This window comes from Flavobacterium sp. NG2 (genome assembly GCF_034119845.1).
Lineage (GTDB): Bacteria > Bacteroidota > Bacteroidia > Flavobacteriales > Flavobacteriaceae > Flavobacterium.
In genome coordinates, this window is sequence record NZ_CP139420.1 from 2,479,773 (window position 1) to 2,495,417 (window position 15,645).

20 protein-coding genes are annotated in these 15,645 nt (G+C 33.5%); 4 read left to right on the forward strand and 16 right to left on the reverse strand.

Annotated elements, in window-relative coordinates; all coding sequences use genetic code 11:
* Positions 1-364: 364 nt before the first annotated feature.
* From SLW70_RS10130 to SLW70_RS10140, 3 genes are read right to left on the reverse strand one after another with little or no spacing between them, the layout of a single operon-like run.
* A complete protein-coding gene (locus SLW70_RS10130; protein WP_414458222.1) occupies positions 365-1,327 on the reverse strand; it encodes a HipA domain-containing protein in 963 nt (320 codons plus the stop codon).
* A complete protein-coding gene (locus tag SLW70_RS10135) occupies positions 1,314-1,646 on the reverse strand; it encodes a HipA N-terminal domain-containing protein (RefSeq protein WP_320888231.1) in 333 nt (110 codons plus the stop codon). Before SLW70_RS10135 ends, SLW70_RS10130 begins: the two co-directional genes overlap by 14 nt.
* A complete protein-coding gene (locus SLW70_RS10140; RefSeq protein ID WP_320888232.1) occupies positions 1,643-1,870 on the reverse strand; it encodes a type II toxin-antitoxin system Y4mF family antitoxin in 228 nt (75 codons plus the stop codon). Before SLW70_RS10140 ends, SLW70_RS10135 begins: the two co-directional genes overlap by 4 nt.
* A gap of 295 nt (positions 1,871-2,165) precedes the next feature.
* Between SLW70_RS10140 and SLW70_RS10145 the strand changes: the two genes are divergently transcribed.
* From SLW70_RS10145 to SLW70_RS10160, 4 genes are read left to right on the forward strand one after another with little or no spacing between them, the layout of a single operon-like run.
* A complete protein-coding gene (locus SLW70_RS10145; RefSeq protein ID WP_320888233.1) occupies positions 2,166-2,924 on the forward strand; it encodes a hypothetical protein in 759 nt (252 codons plus the stop codon).
* Between the two features lie 36 nt (positions 2,925-2,960).
* Complete coding sequence (locus tag SLW70_RS10150) at positions 2,961-3,356, forward strand: DUF5675 family protein (protein WP_320888235.1); 396 nt, start codon at positions 2,961-2,963, stop codon at positions 3,354-3,356.
* A 49-nt stretch (positions 3,357-3,405) separates the two neighbouring features.
* Positions 3,406-3,684, forward strand: coding sequence for a hypothetical protein (locus SLW70_RS10155; protein ID WP_320888236.1), 279 nt, complete (start codon positions 3,406-3,408; stop codon positions 3,682-3,684).
* Complete coding sequence (locus SLW70_RS10160) at positions 3,671-3,844, forward strand: hypothetical protein (RefSeq protein ID WP_220763405.1); 174 nt, start codon at positions 3,671-3,673, stop codon at positions 3,842-3,844. Before SLW70_RS10155 ends, SLW70_RS10160 begins: the two co-directional genes overlap by 14 nt.
* A 74-nt stretch (positions 3,845-3,918) precedes the next feature.
* On the opposite strand, the gene SLW70_RS10165 is transcribed toward SLW70_RS10160, so the two are convergent.
* The 13 genes from SLW70_RS10165 to SLW70_RS10225 all read right to left on the reverse strand — a co-directional run bounded on the left by SLW70_RS10165 (position 3,919) and on the right by SLW70_RS10225 (position 15,638).
* A complete protein-coding gene (locus SLW70_RS10165; protein ID WP_320888237.1) occupies positions 3,919-4,338 on the reverse strand; it encodes a DUF6943 family protein in 420 nt (139 codons plus the stop codon).
* A gap of 1,219 nt (positions 4,339-5,557) precedes the next feature.
* Entirely contained in the window at positions 5,558-6,190 is a 633-nt protein-coding gene (locus SLW70_RS10170; protein ID WP_320888238.1) for a GNAT family protein, read from the reverse strand.
* A 70-nt stretch (positions 6,191-6,260) separates the two neighbouring features.
* On the reverse strand, positions 6,261-6,797 hold the full coding sequence (locus SLW70_RS10175; protein ID WP_320888239.1) for a YfiT family bacillithiol transferase: 537 nt from the start codon (positions 6,795-6,797) through the stop codon (positions 6,261-6,263).
* Positions 6,798-6,851: 54 nt separating this feature from the next.
* On the reverse strand, positions 6,852-7,217 hold the full coding sequence (locus SLW70_RS10180; protein ID WP_320888241.1) for a nuclear transport factor 2 family protein: 366 nt from the start codon (positions 7,215-7,217) through the stop codon (positions 6,852-6,854).
* A 5-nt stretch (positions 7,218-7,222) separates the two neighbouring features.
* Complete coding sequence (locus SLW70_RS10185) at positions 7,223-7,747, reverse strand: DinB family protein (protein ID WP_320888242.1); 525 nt, start codon at positions 7,745-7,747, stop codon at positions 7,223-7,225.
* Between the two features lie 102 nt (positions 7,748-7,849).
* Positions 7,850-9,013: an IS4 family transposase gene (locus SLW70_RS10190; protein WP_320888243.1), complete on the reverse strand. Its 1,164-nt coding sequence runs from the start codon at positions 9,011-9,013 to the stop codon at positions 7,850-7,852.
* A gap of 117 nt (positions 9,014-9,130) precedes the next feature.
* A complete protein-coding gene (locus SLW70_RS10195) occupies positions 9,131-9,586 on the reverse strand; it encodes a GNAT family N-acetyltransferase (protein WP_320888244.1) in 456 nt (151 codons plus the stop codon).
* 252 nt (positions 9,587-9,838) lie between these two features.
* Positions 9,839-10,381 carry a YbhB/YbcL family Raf kinase inhibitor-like protein gene (locus SLW70_RS10200; RefSeq protein WP_320888245.1) on the reverse strand — a complete coding sequence of 181 codons (543 nt, stop codon included), beginning with the start codon at positions 10,379-10,381 and terminating at the stop codon, positions 9,839-9,841.
* Positions 10,382-10,428: 47 nt separating this feature from the next.
* A complete protein-coding gene (locus SLW70_RS10205; protein WP_320888246.1) occupies positions 10,429-11,292 on the reverse strand; it encodes a helix-turn-helix transcriptional regulator in 864 nt (287 codons plus the stop codon).
* A 540-nt stretch (positions 11,293-11,832) separates the two neighbouring features.
* Positions 11,833-12,561 carry a DUF4386 domain-containing protein gene (locus SLW70_RS10210; RefSeq protein WP_320888247.1) on the reverse strand — a complete coding sequence of 243 codons (729 nt, stop codon included), beginning with the start codon at positions 12,559-12,561 and terminating at the stop codon, positions 11,833-11,835.
* 48 nt (positions 12,562-12,609) lie between these two features.
* Entirely contained in the window at positions 12,610-13,959 is a 1,350-nt protein-coding gene (locus tag SLW70_RS10215; RefSeq protein WP_320888248.1) for an alginate export family protein, read from the reverse strand.
* A 207-nt stretch (positions 13,960-14,166) separates the two neighbouring features.
* Complete coding sequence (locus tag SLW70_RS10220) at positions 14,167-14,727, reverse strand: short chain dehydrogenase (protein ID WP_320888249.1); 561 nt, start codon at positions 14,725-14,727, stop codon at positions 14,167-14,169.
* 275 nt (positions 14,728-15,002) lie between these two features.
* Positions 15,003-15,638, reverse strand: a complete 636-nt coding sequence (locus tag SLW70_RS10225) for a class I SAM-dependent methyltransferase (protein WP_320888250.1) — start codon at positions 15,636-15,638, stop codon at positions 15,003-15,005.
* Positions 15,639-15,645 lie beyond the last annotated feature (7 nt).

Genomic DNA, 15,645 nt, shown 5'->3' on the forward strand with positions numbered 1-15,645 from the left:
GGGCTTAAGATGCTCAAAAAATGATAGGGAATAGGTTTAATTTTTGAACATCAATACTCTATTTTTTATCCAATAATTAAAGGTTCAACCTGTTCCATTTTTAGGCTGGTGTATTGGCAGAATTCCTCAATGGACACCAACTCATTTTCGAGTTTTTTGAGGTCTGTTCTTATTTTTTGCATCAATCTTGTGCTTTGACGATAACTCTTTCCTGTAATGCGTTGTATGTCCTTTGGATAAATGCAAATTCTTTGTTTCTCTATTTTCATACTCTATCTATTGCTTTGACTCGGCTTTGATATACTGTAAAGTACTATTTGTTAGACTTTATTAAGCATAAATTTATGAAAAAAAAAGTGTTTGCTTAGTCCGTTTCAAATAATCTATGATATCTTTCTTCTAGCAGTGCTTTGTATTTTTCTTTAAACTCTACTGAAAGGAATGAATTATCGATCCACTGGTGGGCGATGGGTTTATTTTTTTTGAAACGGTTTGCAATTCCTTTTAGTTGTTTTTCGTTTAAGCCAAGGCTGATTCCTAGTCTTTTGAAATGTTCCCATTTTAGTTTTTTCTTTTTACCTTCCAATGTTAGTGCTAGTTCTTCGGTGTCGTCGGGGTTTACTATGGCTACGTTTAATAAGTCATAGGCTGGTGCCAATGTCCAGGTATCTGCCGAATGGATCATCGAAAAGTTTTTGAGGTGCATATCATTATTACCTGTTAGGAAACTGAAGATACCCAGTTCTAAAAAGTATAGTTTGTCGAGTAAGGTGTTATCTGAATACTCATCCAGGGCTTTGCCTATTTTCTCCATGGAGCTTTTGTATTTGTCAAAAGCCTCTGTGATTTGGAACATGTCGAGCATGTGGATTTTTTCTCCAGTTTCTGTTCTGTCGATGCGTTTGGTGATGTACGAGAGTTCCCCTGATTGCAATCGGATTAAGCTGGATTGGACAGTGTTGATTCCAAAGGCTTCCGCTATTCGCATGGTGAGGTGTTCGTTTTGGGGCATTTCAGAATAATGTTCGGATGGTGGTTTGAAAATATAATTTCCGCCCAATGCACCAACTACCGTAAGCCGTCCCTTAGTTCCGTCCTGTATCGTATTGTTTACAATAGATAAGGATAATTTGGGTTGTACTCCAGGAACAGCAACACTTCGTTCGACTACATTTTTGGCCAATTCAACCATTTGCTTTAGCGAATGCTCGAATACTGGTGGTTGTTTGGAACCGAAAAAAGCGAAGCTGCACTGCTCATGAAAATCACCAACGATGGCATCGTCTAATGATTGGTAACAATATAAACATTTCTTAGGCATCTTCATTAGGTATTGGTTGAACACTTACTGCACCGATACAATTTTGGCAACAAGCCAAAAGGAGTCCCATGCGGTCGTTTGGATTAATTTTCCAGTTTTTAGAAGCGATATCCAGTAACCATCCTTCAGGAATCAATCCTTCAAAAAACGGGAATAATCGTTTGTCAGTGTATGTTTTGGAGCGAACCGGCATGGTTAAACTGATGCTTTCTTTAGGATGTTCTGTTATGAAATTGTCATCGTATTGAAAGTGGTATTCTCCTTCATCTGTTTCTGTGAGCATACCCGCTAGGAAGTCTTTATAGTATATGGCTGCTTTTCTCATTTGTTCTCCTCTTCATTTTTGGAAAGTTCCCTCGCATTTACAGGTGCTAATGTATGACCAAACATTTTTAGTACTTGGTTTACTTTTTCTAGATTCAGGTTTTCTTTTCCCTGTTCTATTTTTCGGATTACCGTTAATGCTACTCCAGCACGTTCCGCAAAAGCTTCCTGTGTGAGGTTAACTTCATTTCTTTTCTCCTTTACAAAATTGGCTATTGTTTTCATAATTATATGCTTATGCAACGATTTTATACAAATATAGTAAATTATATGTAAAAGCATATAAATACATTATTAAATTAAAGTTTATATGTAAAAGCATATAGCTTTGTTATGTGTTTTATTTTGAATATCAGTTGACATATTGTACTGTTTAAGCCATTTATGTTCAATTGCGCCATATTGTAAGGGTGTGCTTTTTTATAAATATAATTCTCCTAAAATTTGCTTAGAAATCAATTCAGAAATGTTGCAACAGGATGATGATTTAGAGCAATTATTAATCTAAATTTTAGGAATTATGGCAAGGCAAAAAGGCATAATTAAATTGAAAGGTACTATCGGAGATATTACTTTTTACAAAACGAAAGACGGGCATTTAGCCCGTGAGAAAGGAGGCATTGATGCTGACAGAATCAAAAACGATCCAGCTTTTCAAAGAACGCGTGAAAATGGTTCTGAGTTCGGTCGAGCTGGGAAAGCAGGAAAGGTTTTAAGAACGGCTTTACGTGTCTTGCTTTTGAATTCGGCTGATGGTAGAATGGTGAGTCGTTTGACACAATCCATGGTTAAGGTAATTCAGGCTGATGCCACTAACGAACGTGGATTGCGAAATGTGATTGACGGTGAAGCGCAATTATTGGCAGGATTTGAATTCAATATTCGTGGAAAACTAGGAACTAGTTTGTATGCCCCTTATACTGGAGCTATCGACAGAGTAACTGGTGAATTGTCTGTAGATATTCCTTCATTTATTCCATCGAATATGATTGCTGCTCCTGGAGGAACTACTCACTTTAAAATCATTTCGGCTGGTGTTGAGGTAGATTTCGAGAATGAAACCTTTGTTGAGGAACATTCAGAAACGGCAATTTTACCTTGGGACGCTACGGCTACAGCTGTAATTAACCAAGTAAACACAGTTACTCCTAACAGCACTAAGCCCTTGTTTTTGGCTTTAGGTCTTGAGTTCTATCAAGAAGTAAACGGTAGCATGTATTCGTTGAAAAATGGAGCGTACAACCCGCTATCGCTTATTAAAGTTGATGGAGGCGTTTAATAGCCAGTATTCAGTGTTTAGTTTTAAGTGATTAGTATGAGACTTATATTAAACAGAACTTATTTCCCTGATGGAACTAATGGGAAACTCGAATGTGAGGGTAAATTAATTTGTAATACGATTGAATTGCCTTGGAAGAATAATGAAAAGCGAGTTTCCTGTATTCCGGAAGGGAAGTATTTTATTAGAAAGCGTTACAGTCAAAAATTCAAATGGCATTTGGAAGTTGTTGATGTACAAAATAGAAGCTATATTTTGTTCCATCCCGCCAATAATGCTTTGAGCGAATTAAATGGATGTATCGCTCCGGTCACAAAACTATCTGGTCCAGGATTGGGACTGATGTCTAGAATCGCGTTTACGAAATTAAAAGACATGGTATACAAAGCTCTTGACAGTAGTGAGTGTGTTGAACTAATTGTTGAATCTTAATTCTTCGATTCTGTGTAAGATGAAAAAGATTAAATAAAGAAGCTATATTATGAATTTAGTAGAAAGAGCAAAAGCACCTACACCAAAGTTTTTTAAAGTCTTACGAAGTATTGGTTTGGCCTTATTAGCCATCAGCGGAACGATTGTCGCTGCGCCAGTGGCATTGCCTGCGGTGGTAGTTAGTGCAGCGGGGTATTTGGTAGTAGCAGGTGGTGTAATTTCGGCGATTAGCCAAATTACAGTTGATCAAGAGGCTGAAACGGACGAAGCGATTTTAAAGCAATTGCAAAAAGACAACGAAAACTTAGCCCGTGATGGAAACGAATAACAGCCTTCCGATTGGGACTGTTTCAGGGACTTTTTTGAGTATTGTACCCAATATTTTATCTGAAGATATTTTAAAAACCATTATCTTAGCAGTCATAGGAGCCACAGTCAGTTTTATCGTGTCGCTCCTTTTAAAAAGGATGATAAAATCCAAAAAATAGTTTCGGTTTTGATTGGTAACCTTTTCCGAGACAATACTAAAGCCTGATCTCACGATGATCAGGCTTTTTGTGTTTTACCTCAACTGATTCTGGAGTAAAGCCCATTTTAAATTTTCGATTTGATCGATGGTTTTTGAATAATGCTGCTGTAGTTCTTCTAGTTTTCGAATGCGATTCACAAAATCTAGATGTTTTTGATGTTTCTTATAAGCTTTAAGAACCTCATCACGAAAACAGTTTTTGAAAGTACTAATTCTGATAAATGGGATTACTGAACCATATTGGTGTTGGTGCCAAAAGTTGGCTTTCCAGAGCGTGTATGCTATCCAATACAAGCTTTCTGTTTCTTCTTCGGTTTTAACTGTAATTAAAAAGCAATTTGGACAACTTTCCTTTAATGGCTTGCCTGCATTTTTGCCTTTGCTTAAAATAAAGAAATGCGGTTGTGTAACCGTTCTTTGGGGTTGGTGTGTCAGTACGTTGTGAGAAGTCATAATTCTGGATTTAAAATTATGGTTCTGCTTCGCTACGCTTCGCAACATATCTTTTGAAAAGAAAAAAAGAAAAAAAAGAAAGTCGTCCTTTCTGTGAAGGTTTCAAATGAAGTCAAGTTTTTTTGAAAAAATACTACCTAAGTATTTTTGTAAAGTCGGTACGTACTTTGAAGTCGGATGGTGAATGGGAGAAGTGAAGGTGGAGATTTTTTCAAAAACCCGGAGGGCTTGAACTTTACTATTTGAAACCGTAGCAGATCTTTACTTTCTTTTTATTTATTTTTTTTTTGGAGCAGATTGTTTCAAATGTACTGCGGTCCTTCGGCGTGCTCAGAAGCACAAAAGTTCTTATGGAAATCGGCAATCAAACACCCCCAAGCACCGCAAGGAGCAAATAAAGTGGTGCCCCTTTTTCAGGGGCAAGGAACTTTATTTGCGGATGAGGAGCGCAGTGGCGGGGTAGCGGCAATCGAACAGCCACCATAGACGCGGGAGTTGAGCGCCCTTCGACAAGCTCAGTCCCTCGACTGCGCTCGGGATGACAAAAGAAATCTTAATATGTAGGTGGAGCGAAACGTAGCGGCTATGAGCGTGTAACGGCGGGGAAATAATAAAAGACTCCCGCCTTTTTTTGGCGGGTAACCTTGATTCAGGGCATAGCGACCTTCCTATACTAAAGTTGAAAAGAAAACATAATCGACCTTTTACATTAAACTTACTTATATGTAGATTGAGGAGCGAGCCAACCCCGATGGCTGGGCGAAGGAGCAACCGCTTAAAAAACGGAGGGCGGCAGACATAATACTGCTGGAATGTAGTGAAGCGTCCTTCGACAAGTTCAGGATGACAAAAAATATAAAAAGGAGATGTTTCGTAATGTTAAAACAAAATATTCTGAAAGCGAAACGGAATGAAGCGGTATTGTGGATGCATAAGCCCGACCGAACGCAGGAAGAGACCGTGTGAAGATGAGGAACAAGCAGTGCAATAAAACAGCTGCTTTTTTCAAGCTGCTGTTTTATTGTGACTGCGCCGTGTCTGTGGAACGGAGGGCCCTTCGACAAGCTCAGGATTGTTGAAAGTTACATTGAAGTAAGTAATTCCACAAAATAGTGTAGCCCGACTGGAACAGCCGAACGGAACAAAGGGAACGACCGAAGAGAGACCGCTTGATTGCCCGTGATTTTAATGACGATTTGTTATTGTTTTTAGAAAAATATTAATGGAATATTTGTTTTTTCAATATTGCCCAATCTGTGCTAATAATACTGTAATAAGCAGAACTTCTTATTGTATCATTATCTCTTATCAAATCATTGCGTAGAATACCCTCAAATTTACCTCCTATTTTTTCAATTGCTTTGCGAGAGCGTATGTTATTTTCATCCGTTTGAAGTTGTACTCTATTTGCTTTTAAAGTTTCGAAGCAGTAGGTAAGTAATAATTTTTTACATTCCTTGTTTGCATTCGTATTCCAATAGTTGGGATGTATCCATGTCCAACCAATTTCTAGTTTTTTATGTTCTGGTTGAATATTTAAAAAATGGGTACTTCCAATAATTTTATTATCTTTTTTAGTCTTAATTACAAAAGGATATTGGTTACCCTCTTTTCTTTCAATCGTTGCAGTATTCCAGCTTTGCAGCAGTTTTTCGGAATTACTGCCATCGACTATATAAAATTCCCAAATGCGCTTGTCTTTGGAAATTTCTAGTAAATCCTTGAAGTGTTCCATTTCTAAAGGTAGTAAGCAATAGTTATCACTTTCTAATGTTAACGGATGTTCAATCCAATTGCCTTCTGCTTTTGTTGGAATTTCTTTGTTTTGTTGTGGATTTGATGAAAAGTTCATTTTACTACAAGAAAAAGAATTTCTATGGATTATATCCTGGAGAGTTGCATCTTATTTATTAGCTATAATTCTACAGCCAATTCATTGTTGATTTAAGAGAAATAATATGAGCCAGATGATGATTACAATGCCAAGCATAGATTCCTATATTTTCATCTATTCTTATCTCTTTATTTGTCTCAGGATGAATAAATGTTTTTTTGAGTTCTTCATTTGATAAACTTTGCAATAACAATGACCAGCGCGCATGTAGTCCCTCTAAAATTAATAAAGCGGGTTTTATATCGATATTTTTACTGTCTATTAATTCAGCCCATCTATCTTCAAAATAGGGTTTGATTGTTGGTTTGTCTTCGGTCAAAGCTAGCTTGAATCTAATAAGACTGTTCATGTGGCTATCTGCACAATGATTTACGAGTTGTCTAATAGTCCAACCCCCTGGTCTGTAAACGGTGTCTAACTGAGCCTCTGAAAGCGTTTCAATTTCTTTTTTTAGTCGTTCAGGGAACGCTTGAATATCTAGGATGTATTCCTCTACGATTTCCTTGGTTGTATTAGTTGGTGCCGTAAATTTCCCTATAGGATATTTTAATTTTTCAATATTCATATTCTTTAGTTTTGTGACAACTAATATAGTTAGTATTTATCCCACTTTCCTATTTTACTCTTCTATAATTGCGTAATTACAAAAAACTTTGGTGGCTTTACCTTCATTATTTAATTCAAATACCTCCAAAGCTTCTTTGTTATTCACAGAAGTGTAACTGATGCATATTGTATTTATGCCAACAAAATACTTATGGAAATTAAAATGCAAATCAGGATATTTTAATAATCCTATTTTGAAATAATCTTTTAATTCCGCTCTAGAGCTTATTATTCCAGTGTCATTAAAATTTAGCATTTTAATAAAAGGAGAATGAAATTCTATCTCATTTGCATAATGAGACATGATGGTGTCAATATCATGACTATTCCATGATTTTATCCATTCTTCAGCAAATTGTTTAGCTATCCTATTTTCCATTTTCTTTAAGTATTTAAAACATTTAAGTATCTTTTAAAAGGCCCTACCATATGATCGTATTGTTTGGCTAAAATACGTGATACCTGAATTAAATGACTTAAGTCATGTGTTGCCCAAGTAGCTAGTAATTGCTCCATATTTACTTTCCCAAGTGTAGGATGTAACCCCGTTTTATTAAAATCAGACGGTTGTAGATTTAACAATCTAATTTTAGTAATTGCTTTTTCTCTACGTTCCTGAAATTCTGAAATGAGTTCTTCAAAGGTCTTTTCTTGTGCCAATTTAAAGTGAATTACCATATCAATTGGAACAAATGGTTGATTATTTCCCTTGTAAAGAATGATGTTTATTCTGTCTAGCCAATTTGTTTTTTCACAAATAATAAGATGCGCCACGACTTCTTTGATTGACCACCTATCTTCATTTTCTTTAGTTGTAAGCATATCTGTAGGAATACCTACTACCATACTTTTAAGTACAGCAGGCGTATTCTCGAGTTGATTTAAAGTTTGGTTAAGTGAGAACTGCATGATTTCTTGTTATTTAATGGTTTCATCATGTACACAGCATCAACGTATTGCCCTTGGACAATTAAGTCTTCTTTTATTATTCCTCCGATCACTAGTGTCCACTTAAAATAAGCTAAAAACCAGCTGGTTAATATTTTGTTCATTGACATTATTGTAATCTGATTTCATAAGTAATTCATTTATAGATGTTTTATCGAGTAATGATGCAGATAAAATTTGTAGAATTTCGTAAGTAGAACGATTGATTTTTAAATCTTTCGAGATTATAGAAACTAAACAGTAAGTTATAATTGCTACATTAATTTGGATCCTAACAGCATTTTCTGTTGTTCCCCAAAAGGTCTTAACTTTTAGGTGTTGTTTTATCCATTTAAAGAACAATTCAACTTGCCATCTTTGTTTGTAAAGTAATGCGATATCTTCAGCGGATAATTCAAAATTATTTGTCAAAAAGATCAACGTCTTTTTATTTTCACAATCGAAAAATTTAACTTTTCGTATCTTTTCTGGGTAATCTTTCGAAGTATAAAAACCTTCTATTTTTCCAATTTGGTCATATTTAATTCCTGTTGTTTTGTCAACTTTTTGAGAATACATTCTTTTGAATTTTACATTAGATTTTGCTCTAACTACAAAGTAAGCATTAGCTTTTGTAATGCGAAAAAGTCGTTCATAATCAACATACGCTCGGTCAAAAATGTAATAAGCAAATGGCTCATAATCTATACCATCCATTGCGTTAACATCGTGCACATTTGCCTCTGTAATATGAATAAATACAGGTATCTGTGTGCTAACATCAAAAAGAGTGTGCAACTTTATTCCAGCTTTGGTTTTTCGGAAATGAGCCCAACAAAACACGCTCAAACATAGATCTATTGTTGAAGAGTCAAAGGCATAAATATTACCTTTAATTTCAAAAGTATCATTGCTGTTTTTATCTTGAGCAATTAATATTAAATGATTAGCAAACTCCTCAAATATTTTAAAATTGCGATTTTCATTAGCCTTCGATAAATTGCTACGAGTCACGTTTTTGCCAAATCCTAAATGATATGATTTTGATTGATGTGCTTCTATAACAATTATCAAATCTCTTAAACTTTCTCTAGCCGAAAGTTGACCAAAAATCATACATAATAATTGATTCCAACAAGTAAAATGTTTGACCGATTTATTGCCTAAATATTTAGCAGCTAACCTATCAAAAACACGCTGTGGTAGAAATTCAACCAATTGAGAGAAAACATATTTACCCTGATTCATATTCGTAATGTTGAATTACGAACATAATAATCATTTCAAATCGTCACGCTCAAATATGACTCTTAAAATACAGATTTACAATAATTTCAAAGAACTTATTTTATTTTTTAGTGGACACTAGTGTCCTCCGATAATTTCGAAACCAAATTTTTCGTAGTATTTCACTAGGCTGACTTTGCTTGTAATTGTTGTGGAAAGAATTAGTTGTTCCAAATTGTTAATTGCTTCAATCCTCTCTAGCAAACAATTTATTAGCTTTGTGGCTACACCATGATTTCTGTATTCGGGATGAACATATAAGGCATGTAAACTCGCTTTGTGAGAGGCTTTTGTTCGTTCCTCTCTCTTAAATTTAACAAAGCCTACTAATTCATTTGCGCTACTAAAAGCACCTAAAGTGAATTTTTCAGATTTATTACTATCATTCGAAATCTCTTGCTGATAATCCTTTATCGATTTGGTTGCTTCATCTTCTAAACTATCACAAAAAGCAAAAGGAGATTCTTGTAAAGCGAATTTACGTAAGTGCCTATATTCATCAGCATCAGTTTTATCCAAAATTCTAATAGTCATGTCAGTATTGTATATGAGACGTTATGCGTCTGTTTAATAAAAAAATCCACTTTTGTTTGAATGTATAAACGCCATTTTAGGTTAGAGTATTACTATTGACGATTCGTTTTTTATAGTATCTTACCCGTTGGGTACAAAGAAGTCTTCGACGGGCTCAGACTGACATGTTAGGTATAAATAACTTTAGATTTAAATTAGAATTACCATTTTTAAATTAATCTGAATAATTTCACCTAACGGGTTAGTATTTTATTATTTCTTAAAGTAAAATACTAATGTGGCTTTTTCAATCAAATGTTGTTGTAGCATAAAACCAACTAAGGCTGGATTTGCGTTTTCATCTAATCCTAACTTATCTGTATTTAGAGCGTGAATTGTAATTAGGTATTTGTGAAACCCACTACCTTCTGGTGGACAAGGACCTCCGTATCCTTTCGTTCTAAAATCAGTTATGCTTTGAATAATAGTTGAGGGTACTAGTTTTAGTGTTGGGTTACCAGCGTTAGATTTCAACTCTACTAAGTTGGCGGGAATATCAAAAACAATCCAATGCCACCATCCACTACCTGTAGGGGCAGATTCGTCATACATTGTAATGGCAAAACTTTTTGTTCCTTTGGGAGCGTTCTCCCAGAATAATTGCGGTGAAATATTTTCACCTGTACATCCAAAGCCATTGAGCAATTGTTTATTGGTCGCTTGTCCTCCTAGCTCTTTACTTTTTAGTGTAAAAGTTTGGGCTGAAATACTCATTCCTAATAGGAGTATAACGATAAATAGATAGTTATTTTTCATGATTAAATGTTTTTATACAAAATTGAAAAAACACTACCATAACTACCTTATTCTGTTTGTTCAAAAACTTGTCCTAAAGGTTCATTTAATTGAAAATACTTTGGTGCTACTCCAAAATGTTTTTTGAATTCTTTACTAAATGAGGAAAGATTTTCATATCCCACTTGCAAAGCAACTTCAGATGGTTTATTGTTAAGATGTAACATGACTTTGGCTTGTTGCATTTTTAAGTTCGTGAAATACTTTTGAGGAGTCGTACCGTAAATTAAAGCAAAATGTCTTTTGAAAGAGGAAAGGCTCATGTTTGATAAGAACGCCAGTTCTTCAATCGTTAAATTTGAATTAGTATTCAATTCAACAACTTGTTTGATTTTTATCTCACTGTTATCGATGAACGCTTTTGCAATTAACTGTTCAAATACCTCTGGAAAATAATGTTTAAGGTAACTTAATAGTTCATGTACCTTAGTTTTTTCCATTTTATTGTCTTGATGCTTTTGCAATAACTTCAACGAGAGACAGTAATTATTTAAAAATTCATCTCTCTTTATTTTTAAAATGGGTGGTGTCTCTATCTTAGTAGCTTGGGAATGTTTCCCTTCCTGATAATGATGTGCTAAAGTATCGTTACCAAAGAAGATGAGGATGGCCTCATATTTTCCGTTATCAGCTAGGCTTTCTGACATCAAAGCACTGCCGTTTGTCATTATTAAAGCTTCATCACTAGAAAGGATTTCCTTTCCTAGTGCTGTATGAATCTCTTTGCAACCATGTTGCAGCAAACAAATCATGTTTTTAGTAAATACCACTTTATTATTAGCTGATGCATGATTATTTGAATAAAAATAAATCATTGTATCAGCACTACCGATATTAAAATCGTCTGGGATTGTGGTTAGATTGCTATTCATGATTTCCGCATTTAAATTAAACTTAATATGCTCTTTTGTCCGCAAAATGAATGTTTTCATTACAAAATTACATAAGAAAAATGGCTTTTCATTTAAATTGATGTGAAATAGTATTGAATGAACTTGAATAAAAAAAACTCCAAAATCATAAGACTTTGGAGAGATGGGAGAGCATGCTTGCGTATGAACCATTGAAAAGATAAGTCCTAGTTTTATTGATTATTAACGTATTTGTTTTTTTATGAATATGAAATGTAATATTTTGATAAAACAGAAATACGTTAGTTAAAGAATTACTTCATTTATTTTTATTACTTATTACCAAAAAATATATTCCTAGAGAAAATTCAAAAACAGCTACCATTAAAGCAGATAAAGCTGCAAAAGTTGAGGTTCGTTCTATGATTCCAAACATTATGGCAATAAATCGAAAAATTAAAGGAAATGCACCAACAATTCCAATTATAGCTAAACCTCGAGGTACTAATTAAATTAATCATTTCAATATTTTTAATGACTATTTCTAATAAATCTTTTTTTTTATCTAAGATTAAATCCATTTCTAATTAACCAAGTCGCTAAAATCATTTCATAAAATGCAACTGGTATGGCTAATGCAATTGCAGTTGAAGAAAGTTGAGGAAGAATATTAAATAGTTTTAAATTAGCTACAATAAAAATCAATACTGCTCCGATTAACCCTAAAATTGCAAGTTTTTTTGGAACTAGATTTGATTTATAGAATATATAACTATAAATGAATGTGTTGATCCCAAGCATGAAATGCGGCCCAATAATGAAAGTATAATTATAGATGGCTTTTAAAAGATTACCAATTGTTTGGTACATAATAAAGTCAGCCTCTACACTGTTGTTATAGCTTCTACTTAAAGATAAAAGTGCTAACATACTAATTATTCCAAAACTTATAAATAATGCTTCAAATAAACGGAAGCATAAGTATCCAAGACCTAGCTGATTATTGTATCGTTTTAAATATGGGTATAACATTATAGCTGTTCCAGTCATTGAAGCGACTAAAATTAATTCGCAAATAGCTCCTAATACCATCTGTATAGTATTATTATCTCCAATTATTAAAAAATTTTCTTCATTTAATAAAGGATCATATAATGATAGTCCTGTAATAGCAAATACCGTAGCTGCTATAAAAAATAGTCCTGTAATCTTTGCGTTTCTTTTATTATTTAAGATTAATGAATGGCTATAATAGCTGTTTTTATTTTCTGTGGGAGATTGATTTTTCATATTTAATAATTTAAAATTAATGAGTTTTTGATTAAAACATAGTACTATTTAAAACTTGAATGTTGATTTAAATGAAATGTATAATATATCTTGACCTGTTCCTGTTTCTTTGGGATAATTGCCAGCAGTTAGATATGAAGTATCAAGACCAAGCGAAATATTTTTGTTGATAAAATAATTACTTTCTATTAAAAATAGAGTTCCAATATCTTTAGAAACAGAACTATACAGTAGAGCTGGAGTAGGTCTAGTTTCAATAGCTCCTCCTGCGCCTGGAGAATAAGTACCATCTTTATTACTTTGTCTTCTTAACCAATAAATGCCCGCATATATATTGCTTTTTTCGGTAGGATTGATTTTTATATAGGGATTTATGTTTACTATATTTGACAAACCAATAGGAGCGACTAATCCAAATGGAGGTTTTGAAAATATTGAATTATAGGTGTTTAATTTGTTATCACTTGGATTTTTATCTCCCGATGTATAGTTAGCACCAACTCCCAAAATGAGATTGTGTTTTGTATTTATATTATAGTTAATATCTGCATTTAAACTGTAGGCTTCTATTTTTAAATCATTGAATTTTCCTTTTTGGTAATTCGCTTCAATTTCATAATTTAAAGTGTTGTTTGAAGAATAGAGTCTAATTCCTGAAGTTTCACGTCTTTCATGACCTTTCATGTAATTATAGCTTCTATTGTCTGTGTTATAGTATAGAGTATATGAATCCATTATTAAATAATTAGTTATAATTTTCTCAGTAGTGTGTAAACCTATTACGACTTCATTAAAAGAAGAGTCATCAAATACTCCTTTTTTAGCTATAACCGGTGCCATAATGAACAGGTCATATTTTCTTTTATTTGACTGATATACAATTTTAGCAGCATCAAAAGTAAGTCTGTTATTTGGACCTTCTCTAAAAGTGAATAAACGATGATTTCCATAGTACATTTCTTGTCTACCAACCCTTGCTAACCATTTACTATGAAATTTGTAATCGATGAATGCTTGGTGAATGCTCAATTGATTTTCATCGATTTGTGCTACTAATGGATCTGGGTTGGCGAAGCGGAAGTTACTTCCTATTTGAGCAAACAGTCTCACCTTGCTTCCTAATTCTACATTAGCATGAACCATTGCTCTGTGCCATATTTGTACAGCATTAGAGTTTGTGATTGTAGTTGATACATCTCCAAAGTTTTGGTTTTCGTAGTATTGAAATTGTTCTCTTATTTCTCCACCCAATGATACACTACTATTTTTGCTAAGTTGAATATATTTTAATTTATCTACCCCTTTTTTTAAAGTGTCTTTTTTTAAAGCAGTAAAATTATCCTCGTAACGCTCCCAACTTATTTTATTTTGTGCCGAGCTTGTTGCAATTGCGAACAAGGCAATTACTATGGTCTTATTTAAATTATTTTTCATTTTTATTTGAATATTTGATCTTGTATTTTATTTTTTGTTACTTAATAAATGACCGTTAGAAGCACTTATTAGTTTTTTTTTCTTTGAAAAGTAGTTCGGGAGAAACTACATAAAAACTATAGGTCAACACCACTGCAAATAATGACCTATAGTTAACTATCGTATTTGCAATTAAGGTTTAATAATATGTCCAGTTACTTTTCCAAATAAGCTTTTCTTGAACATAAATTCCAATTGCCTCATAGTTGTTGGAATTTCTCCAGGGAAGTATGGAAAATACTGAGGAGAATCTTCAATAACGGTTGGACTTATTGCATTAATACGGATGCCATTGTCAAGTTCAATAGCTGCAGCACGAACGAATCCCTCAACTGCACCATTAGCAGCAGATGCATTGGCGAAATTAACTTGCGGTTCTTCCGTTAAAGCACCTGTGATTAAACTGAATGAACCTCCTGGATTGATATAGTGTTGTCCGATAAGCACTAAATTAATTTGTCCCATCATTTTCCCTTCCACTCCTTTTCTGAATGTATTATTATCAAGTTTATTCCATGGCCCAACGAATGTTGGTCCTGCTGTTGATATTAATGCGTCAAATGAACCGACTTGTTCAAACATGTTTTTAATTGATTCAATCGAGGTGATATCGGTGTCAATATCCCCACCTTTAGAAGCAACTTTAATTACTTCATGTTCGTTTTCTAAAGCTTTTACTAAGTGTGTTCCCATGGTGCCAGTCGCACCTACAATAATGATTTTCATTTGATTAAATTTTAATTAATAATTTTATTAAACAAAGATAGTTTGAGGTACTGAGGGGGTTATAGGATAAAAATGAAGTTGAATAGGATAAAATTCAAATTGTGTAGGAACACTTTAATTATTTGATTTATACTGAATCATTTGAAAATAATATGAGTTGCTGCTTATTAAATACTGTAAAATTTATAAACATTAAAAAAGCCACGATAGTGACTTTTTTAATGTTTGTTTTGTAGCATTAATTATTTTTTTCTTCCGACAAATCTAATAACAGAGCTTTTTCCGTTATGATAGTTTCCTTCTTTTAAATTAATCTCTTTTTCTTCTAGAAGTAGTATTTCATAATCCTGAAAATAGGATATTATTTCCAACTTAGAAAATAACATATCAATATCTTTAGGACCTCCAACTTTTGGATTATGTTCATTGTAACATAAGTGAAGTTTACTAAAAGCCTCAAAAATGATAATTCCACCAGGTTTGAGACAATCATTTATTTTTTTGTGCAATTTTGATTTTTTTTCAGCTGTAAAATGGGCATAAATTAATCCAATCGCATCAAATGATTCTTTATTTAATTGAATATCCTCAAGATCACCAATGATATATTCAAGACTAACTTGATTCTCTTTTGCTAATTTTAATGTCTTTGATTTTCCATCTTCACTTAAATCAATTGAGATTACTTTCCAACCTAATTGGGCCGCATAGACGCCGTTTCTTCCTTCACCATCTGCTGGCATTAAAATAGATTTAGGAGTAAATTTTTGTATCCATTCTTTAAAAAATAAATTCGGTTCTTTGCCGTAAACAAAATCGGCTTTACCGTACCGTTCATTCCAAAAATCTTTGTATTCGTTATTTCTGTTATTCATCATTATACCT